Raw genomic sequence first — 6,743 nt, 5'->3', positions numbered from 1 at the left:
TGGTGTTCATCGTCGGGTACACGGTGTTGCAGCAACGCGCCGACGATCGGATCCGCGGGCGGATCTTCGGTGCGTTCAACTCCGGGGTGCGACTGGCGATCTTCGGCTCGGCGGTGGCGGTCCCGGCCGTGATCGGGATCGTCGGCCGCCGAGAGCAACCGCTGGACCTGGCGGACGCGCTTTCTGGCCGTCTCCGGGTCGACGTCCTCGGCGGCAGCGTCCCGGGCGACGGCCTCGGCCTCGCCGAGCCAGCGGTTCGTCTTCGGATCGATCGGCAGCTCGGCCGTCGCCTCGAGGTGGTCGCGAAGCGCCGCGAGCCGGCCCTCGGGGGCGTCGTCGGGATCGGTCACGCTCGGGCGAACGGGCTCGAGCGCCGTCACCGTTGTCCCCGCGTGAAATCCGGACCCGGGAGCGTCGCGAAGGCGGGGACAACGTTGATACCGACGGTGGAGAATGTGGTCGTATGACACACAACTGTTCGTTCCTCGAGGACCTCCCCCTCGCGGACGACCAGCGCTCGGTCGCCGACGGCCGGCGCGACAGCCACGCCGCCGACTGGGGGGCCGAACAGCTGGGCGAGGGCGTTCGACCCGACGCCGTCGTCTGGCCCGAGAGCACGGACGACGTCGCGGCGGTGCTGGCGGCGGCGACCGACCGCGGCGTTCCGGTGACCCCCTACGCGGCCGGGACGGGTCTCGAGGGCAACGCCGTCCCCGCTCACGGGGGGATCAGCCTCGATCTCACCCAGATGGACGACGTCCGCGACTACCGGCCCGACGACTTCCAGATCGACGTCGGGCCGGGGATCATCGGTTCGGCGGTCGACGAGTACGTCGCCGGCGATGGGCTGTTCTTCCCGCCACTACCATCCTCGGGCGACATCTCGACGATCGGCGGAATGATCGCGACCGACGCCAGCGGGATGGGGACGGTCCGGTACGGCGAGGTCGCCGACTGGGTGCTCGGGCTCGAGGCCGTGCTGGCCGACGGAACGGTCGTGCAGACGGGGTCGCGAGCGGTCAAGACCTCGAGCGGCTACAACCTCACCGAGTTGCTCGTTGGCAGCGAGGGTACCCTCGCGGTGGTCACCGAGGCGACCCTCGAGCTCGCCGGCCGACCCGAGCAGATCCGCGGCGGCCGAGCGATCTTCGAGACGCTCGAGGACGCGACGGCGGCCGTCTCCGAGGCGGTCCGAACCGAGGTCGACGTCGCCCGGATCGAACTCGTCGACGGGCTGAGCGCGCGGATGGCCAACGCGTACCTCGGCACCGACCTCCCCGACGCGCCGATGGTCTTCCTCGAGTTCCACGCCAACCACGGCGTCGAGCGGGAGATCGACCTCTGTCGGACGATCTTCGAGGAACGGGACGTCGCCCGCTTCGAGATGAGCGAGGACGACGCCGAAATGGACGAACTCTGGCGCGCTCGTCGAGAGCTGGCTTACGCCGTGGCGACGTACGACGCCGACCTCGAGCCGCTCCATCCCGGTGACGTGACCGTCCCGATCAGCTCCTACCCCGAGATCGTCCGCGAAACGAGGCGCCTCGCCGACGAGCACGACCTGCTGATCCCCTGCTTCGGTCACGCGGGCGACGGCAACCTCCACTACTCGGTGCTCGTCGACCGGGACGACCCCGATCACGTTGGGGAGGGCGAGGCGGTCTACGCCGAAATCGTCGACCGCGCGCTCGAGCTGGGCGGCACGGCGACCGGCGAGCACGGTATCGGCCAGGGAAAGCGGGAGTACCTCGAGGCCGAGCACGGCTCCGGCGCGGTCGATGCGATGCGCCGGGTCAAACGGGCGCTCGACCCGGCGGGGACGTTGAACCCGGGAAAGATCTTTCCGGAAACCGCGACGGAACTGCGGGTTTGTGAGGACGCCGACCAGGAGGGCAACGGGTGAACGCGAAGGCGGTTACAGCGGCTCGCTCACGGCTACCGTAGTCTCTGTTTGCGCTGACGATGCTGGTACGGTAAACGAGAACGTCGTCCCCTCGCCGGGTTCGGATTCGACCCAGATTTCGCCGTTGTGACGCTCGATGATCCGGTTACAGAGTGCGAGTCCGATTCCCGTTCCCGTTCCTTCCTCGTGACTGTGGAGTCGCTCGAACACCTCGAAGATGCGGTCCTGATCCTCCGTGGGGATTCCGAGTCCCCGATCACGAACGGAGATGATCCACTCCTCGCCATCACGCTCGGCAAAGATGTCGATCCGTGGGGGCGCGTCTCCGCTGTATTCGATCGCGTTAGCGATGAGATTCTGGAAGACCTGTCGGAGCTGGCTCGCGTCGCCTTCGACGCGAGGGAGTTCCTCGCTGTTGATGGTGGCGTCAGTTTCGTCGATCTGTAGCTCGAGGTTTTGGCACGCCTCGGCACAGATCTCGTCGAGATCAACCGGTTCGAACGTTTCTCCCTGTGTTTCCACACGCGAATAGTCGAGCAACCCGTCGATCATCTCTTTCATTCGCTCCGAGCCGTCGAGCGCGTACTCGAGGAACTCTTCACCCTCTTCGTCGAACTCCTCGCCGTACCGACTTTCGAGGAGTTGCAGGTAGCTCGAAACCATTCGCAGGGGCTCTTGCAGGTCGTGAGAGGCGGCGTACGCGAACTGCTCGAGTCGTTCGTTCGATTCTTCGAGGCGCTCTTGCGTTCGCTGCAGCTTCCGGTTTTGGAGTTTGAGTTCTCGGGCGCGCGTTTTGGACTGCGCATCGTACACTCCAACACCGAAGCCGGCGACACTACTGAACCCGGTAAGAATGGGGAGCGAACGTCCCGGGTTGGTAAGACCGGTGCCCGGCTGGAGATGATACAACGTTAGAATACCGAGCATTATCCCGAATCCGGTGAGACATCTCCCTGCGACAGCGGGGTAACTCGTCGGGTGGATATCCGTTTGTGGCAACCGATACCCGCCCCACAGAAGGACGATCCCCGATCCGCCGATAAACGAAGAGACGACCAGAATAGTCGTAACTGCTGTCCCCAGAAACGCCTGCGAAACTGTCCACCAAACAGCGAGTGCGACGTAGAGTCCCCCGAGGGCAAGCAGGACACGTCTGCTCCCCGGTACGGAAAGCACCCGGCTCCAGCGGCTCATTTCACCTATTGCTGCTTCCCGCTCTCTCTCATTACGCTCCGGTAACTTCCCCACCATTACGGACGGATAAACCCGTTAGGATGATACGGGTTAATACTTTTTTGATGCCCTTTCTCATCACGTTGACTCACGGGCGTTCGCTGCGCCCGCCCGAGACGGAAAATCGAGGCCGTCACGGTCTCCGTTTGAGACGGACTGCGGTAGTCAGCTCCGGGACAGCCGCAAGCCGGTTCGCGGTTCCGCCGGTAACCCGGTACGGCAACCCGTCTCAGTCGTGGACGAGCACGTCGGGTCCCTCGCGAGAGAGCGCGTCCTCGTGCCGTGCGACGACGCGGAGACGGATGACCGCTGGCGCGCTCGACGCGACGCACCGAGTCAGCGCGCATCCGGTCCGACGGGGTGGGTGAAACCGACAAAGATCGTCCCGGATGCGGGGAGGGTAAGCGAGTGAGAACCCCGTTCCCGAAAACACTTGTCGATCAGCTATCCTGTCTGGGTATGGTCGCCCGTACCCCGAGTCGTCGCGTCCTGCTGGGATCGATCGGTGCAGCAACGACGGCGCTCGCCGGATGTGTCGCCGACGACGACCCACAGGTCGGACTCGGCGAAGTCCAACTCGTCAACTACCTCGAAGACGACGTGACGGCGACGGTCACGATTCACCGAGCCGAGGAGCTGGAGTACGAGACCGAACACGAGCTCGAGGGGCATCGAGCGCGAGAGGTCGGCGACGACGTGGCCGACGAGACGAGTATTCGCGAGTCCTGGATGGGCGACCGAGTTCACTACACGGTCGACGTTCGGACGGACGTCGGCTCGCTCGACACGACGTACTCGACGAGCGACGTCGAGGAGTTCGTCGACGACTGGGGCGAAAGCGAGTGTTTCACCCTACTGCTGCGGATCGATTCGGATCGCATCAGCACCGCGCTCGGAACGAGCAAGACGTGCCCGCAGGACGACTGAGCGAGCCGGTTGCCCCGCTCAGTCGTGAACCAGCACGTCCAGCACGTCGGGCCCCTCGCGGGCGAGGGCGTCCTCGAGCGCCCCCTCGATCTCGTCGGGGGTCTCGACGAGGTGGCCGCGGGCGCCGTGGCTCTCGGCGTTTTTGGGGATGTCGACCGGTGGCTCGAAGTCCATCCCGGTAAAGTCGTAGTCGTCCTCCTCGCCGCCCATGAGTTTGAGCGTGTTGTCCTTCAGGATCCGGTAGTTGCGGTTGTCGGGGACGACGACGGTGAGGTCGAGGTCGTAGCGGGCCGCGCTGTAGAGCGTGTGAGGGTAGTAGAGGTAGGAGCCGTCGCCGATAAAGCCGACGACGTCGCGGGGGTCCTCGCGCTGGCTCTCGGCCAGCGCCGCGCCCACGGAGGCCGGCAGGCCGTAGCCGAGTCCCCCACCCTTGTTCGAGATGTACTGCTCGGGTGCGAGGTCCCACCGCGTGAGCATCGCGTACTTCGAGGTGATTCCCTCGTCGACGACGTAGGCGTCGCCGGCGACCCGCTCCATCGCGTCGACCAGTTCGGCCTTCGAGGCCCGCGGATCACCCGGCGCCTCGTCCTCGCCCATCTGGGAGACTCTGGCCTCGACCATCTCCTTGACCGCGGCGACGCGCTCGAGCCGTTCCTCGACCGTCTCCTCCGAAAGACGCTTGCGGACGCGCTCGGTGAGCCCCTCGAGGGCGAGTCCCGGGTCGCCGATCACGGCGGCGTCGGCCGGCTGGTTCTTCCCGAGTTCCCAGGCATCGGGGCCGACGTGGATGCACGTCGTCTCGGGGTCGACCAGCGCCTCCTCGTGGCGAGTGAGGGTGGTGTTCGTCGAGCAGCCGACGAACAGCAGGGTGTCGCTGTCCATCAGCATCGCGGCGAGGTCCTCGTCCGGCGGGATGTAGGAGACCCACTGGTCGTGGTCGGTCGGAAAGTCGATCTCGCAGGCTAGGATTTCGCCGTGGACGCGGGCTCCCGAGGCTTCGGCGAGGTCGACCGCCGCCGCGACGGCGTCGGCGCCCGAGCGGGCGACCTCGTCGCCGACGACCATCACCGGGTCGTCGGCCTCGGCCAGCAGGTCGGCCGCGTGCTCGAGCTGGCCCGGATCGCCGCCCCCGGCGTTCGGAATCGGCCCGAGACGTTCGGGGTCGGCGTCGGTCTCCTCGAGGGTGACGTCCAGCGGCAACGCGAGGAAGACGGGCCCGGTCGGCGGGGTCAGCGCGACGCGGAACGCGCGGCGGAGCATCGTCGGCAGGGCTTCGACGTCGAGTACCTCGTCCGACCACTTGCAGAACTCGTCGGCCATCTCGGCAAGGTCGCCCGACAGGATCGGCTCCTCGTGGCGGAAGTCGGTACTGTGGTTGCCCGCAGTGACGACCAGTGGCGCGCCGGTGATCTTCGCGGCGTAGAGGTTTCCGAGGCCGTGAGCGAGGCCGGGTGCGATGTGGAGGTTCGCCACCCCGACGGGGGTGATCGACTCGTCGTGGTGGGCGTGGTAGCGTCGGGTCTGGGCGTAGCCGCCGGCCATCCCGACCGCGACGTCCTCGTGGAGGCCGAGGACGTACTCCAGTTCGCTCTCGCCGATCGCGTCGACGATCGGCAGTTCCGTCGTTCCCGGGTTGCCGAAGACGTAGTCGACGCCGTAGGACTCGAGGGCGTCGACGAAGAGGTCGGCCCCGGTATAGCTGTCCGTCATGCTCTCCCGTCGGTTCCGGTCGACCATGAAACTGTGTCCCTCGGCGATCCGGTTCGGATCCGTTTGCCGGTTCTCGGGACGTTAGGTGGCGGGCGACGAGAGGGGCACGTATGACCGATCAGCTACTGGTGCTGAACAAGGATTCGGACACGATGTCCGTTATCGACGCCGACACCGGCGAGACCGAACGGGTCGTCGAGACCGAGTTCAACCCCCACGAGATCGCCGTCGGCCCCGACGGCGAGACGGTGTACGTCACCTGCTCGCTGGGCGATACCCTGCTTGCGTTCGATCCCGAGACGTGGGAGCGAACCGCCGAGATCGAACACGAGGGGTTCGACTTCCCCCACGGGCTGGCGGTCCGCGAGTCCGCGGGCGAGCTGTGGCTGGCCTCGACCTACAGCAGCCGCGTCTACGTCCTCGACTGCGGGACCGACGAGATCGTCGACCACTTCCCGACCCACCAGGACAAATCGCACATGGTGGCGCTGACGCCCGACGAGGAGCGGGCCTTCGTCGCCAACATCGGCAGCGCGAACGTCACCGCGATCGACTGCGAGGAGCGACGGATCCTCGGCGATCCGACGGTCGGCGAGGAGCCCGAAGGGATCGCGGTCCACCCCGAGGCCGGCCTGCTCGTCGCGAACCAGGAGGACGGGATGCTGTCGGTGCTCGACCCGGACACGCTCGAGCAGACGAACCGCGCGCTGCTTGGCGAGACGCCGATCCGGGTCGTCCCCTCGCCCGACGGGCGGTACGTCCTCGTGCCGAACCGCGAGTCGAACGACGTCTCGCTGATCGACACCGAGCACGTCCGCGACGTGCGTGTGCACCAGATCCTGGAAGGGACCAACGAGATCATGCGCGTGATCATTTCCCGGCGCGTGCTGATGGAAGGGGCAACAGAGGTGATTCGATGATCGAGAGCAGCACCGAGAAACTGAAGGTCGCGGTGGAAGAGCACACCGCC

At 66.5% G+C, this 6,743-nt stretch carries 5 protein-coding genes and 1 pseudogene; 3 read left to right on the top strand and 3 right to left on the bottom strand.

The genetic code is table 11. The annotated features are described in order from the left end of the window. Positions 1-128: 128 nt before the first annotated feature. Positions 129-380 (bottom strand): annotated as a pseudogene (locus tag ACNA7R_RS18500) (hypothetical protein); the annotation flags it as partial. An 83-nt stretch (positions 381-463) separates the two neighbouring features. Between ACNA7R_RS18500 and ACNA7R_RS18495 the strand changes: the two are divergent. Then, a complete protein-coding gene (locus ACNA7R_RS18495) occupies positions 464-1,903 on the top strand; it encodes an FAD-binding oxidoreductase (protein WP_416284992.1) in 1,440 nt (479 codons plus the stop codon). Positions 1,904-1,915: 12 nt separating this feature from the next. Here ACNA7R_RS18495 and ACNA7R_RS18490 read toward each other — a convergent pair whose 3' ends face one another. Continuing rightward, positions 1,916-3,097, bottom strand: coding sequence for a sensor histidine kinase (locus ACNA7R_RS18490; protein ID WP_416284993.1), 1,182 nt, complete (start codon positions 3,095-3,097; stop codon positions 1,916-1,918). Between the two features lie 498 nt (positions 3,098-3,595). Here ACNA7R_RS18490 and ACNA7R_RS18485 point away from each other — a divergent pair, with 498 nt between their 5' ends. Beyond that, positions 3,596-4,063 carry a hypothetical protein gene (locus ACNA7R_RS18485; protein ID WP_416284991.1) on the top strand — a complete coding sequence of 156 codons (468 nt, stop codon included), beginning with the start codon at positions 3,596-3,598 and terminating at the stop codon, positions 4,061-4,063. Between the two features lie 18 nt (positions 4,064-4,081). Here the strand turns inward: ACNA7R_RS18485 and ACNA7R_RS18480 are convergent, their stop codons facing one another. Next, complete coding sequence (locus ACNA7R_RS18480) at positions 4,082-5,773, bottom strand: thiamine pyrophosphate-binding protein (protein WP_416284990.1); 1,692 nt, start codon at positions 5,771-5,773, stop codon at positions 4,082-4,084. A gap of 110 nt (positions 5,774-5,883) precedes the next feature. Between ACNA7R_RS18480 and ACNA7R_RS18475 the strand changes: the two genes are divergently transcribed. Further along, positions 5,884-6,693, top strand: coding sequence for an acyl-CoA dehydrogenase family protein (locus ACNA7R_RS18475; RefSeq protein ID WP_416284989.1), 810 nt, complete (start codon positions 5,884-5,886; stop codon positions 6,691-6,693). Positions 6,694-6,743: the final 50 nt, after the last annotated feature.

Source organism: Natronococcus sp. (genome assembly GCF_047921035.1).
GTDB lineage: Archaea > Halobacteriota > Halobacteria > Halobacteriales > Natrialbaceae > Natronococcus.
Note: the sequence above shows the minus strand (reverse complement) of the source record. Positions and strands in the feature narration are given on the sequence as shown.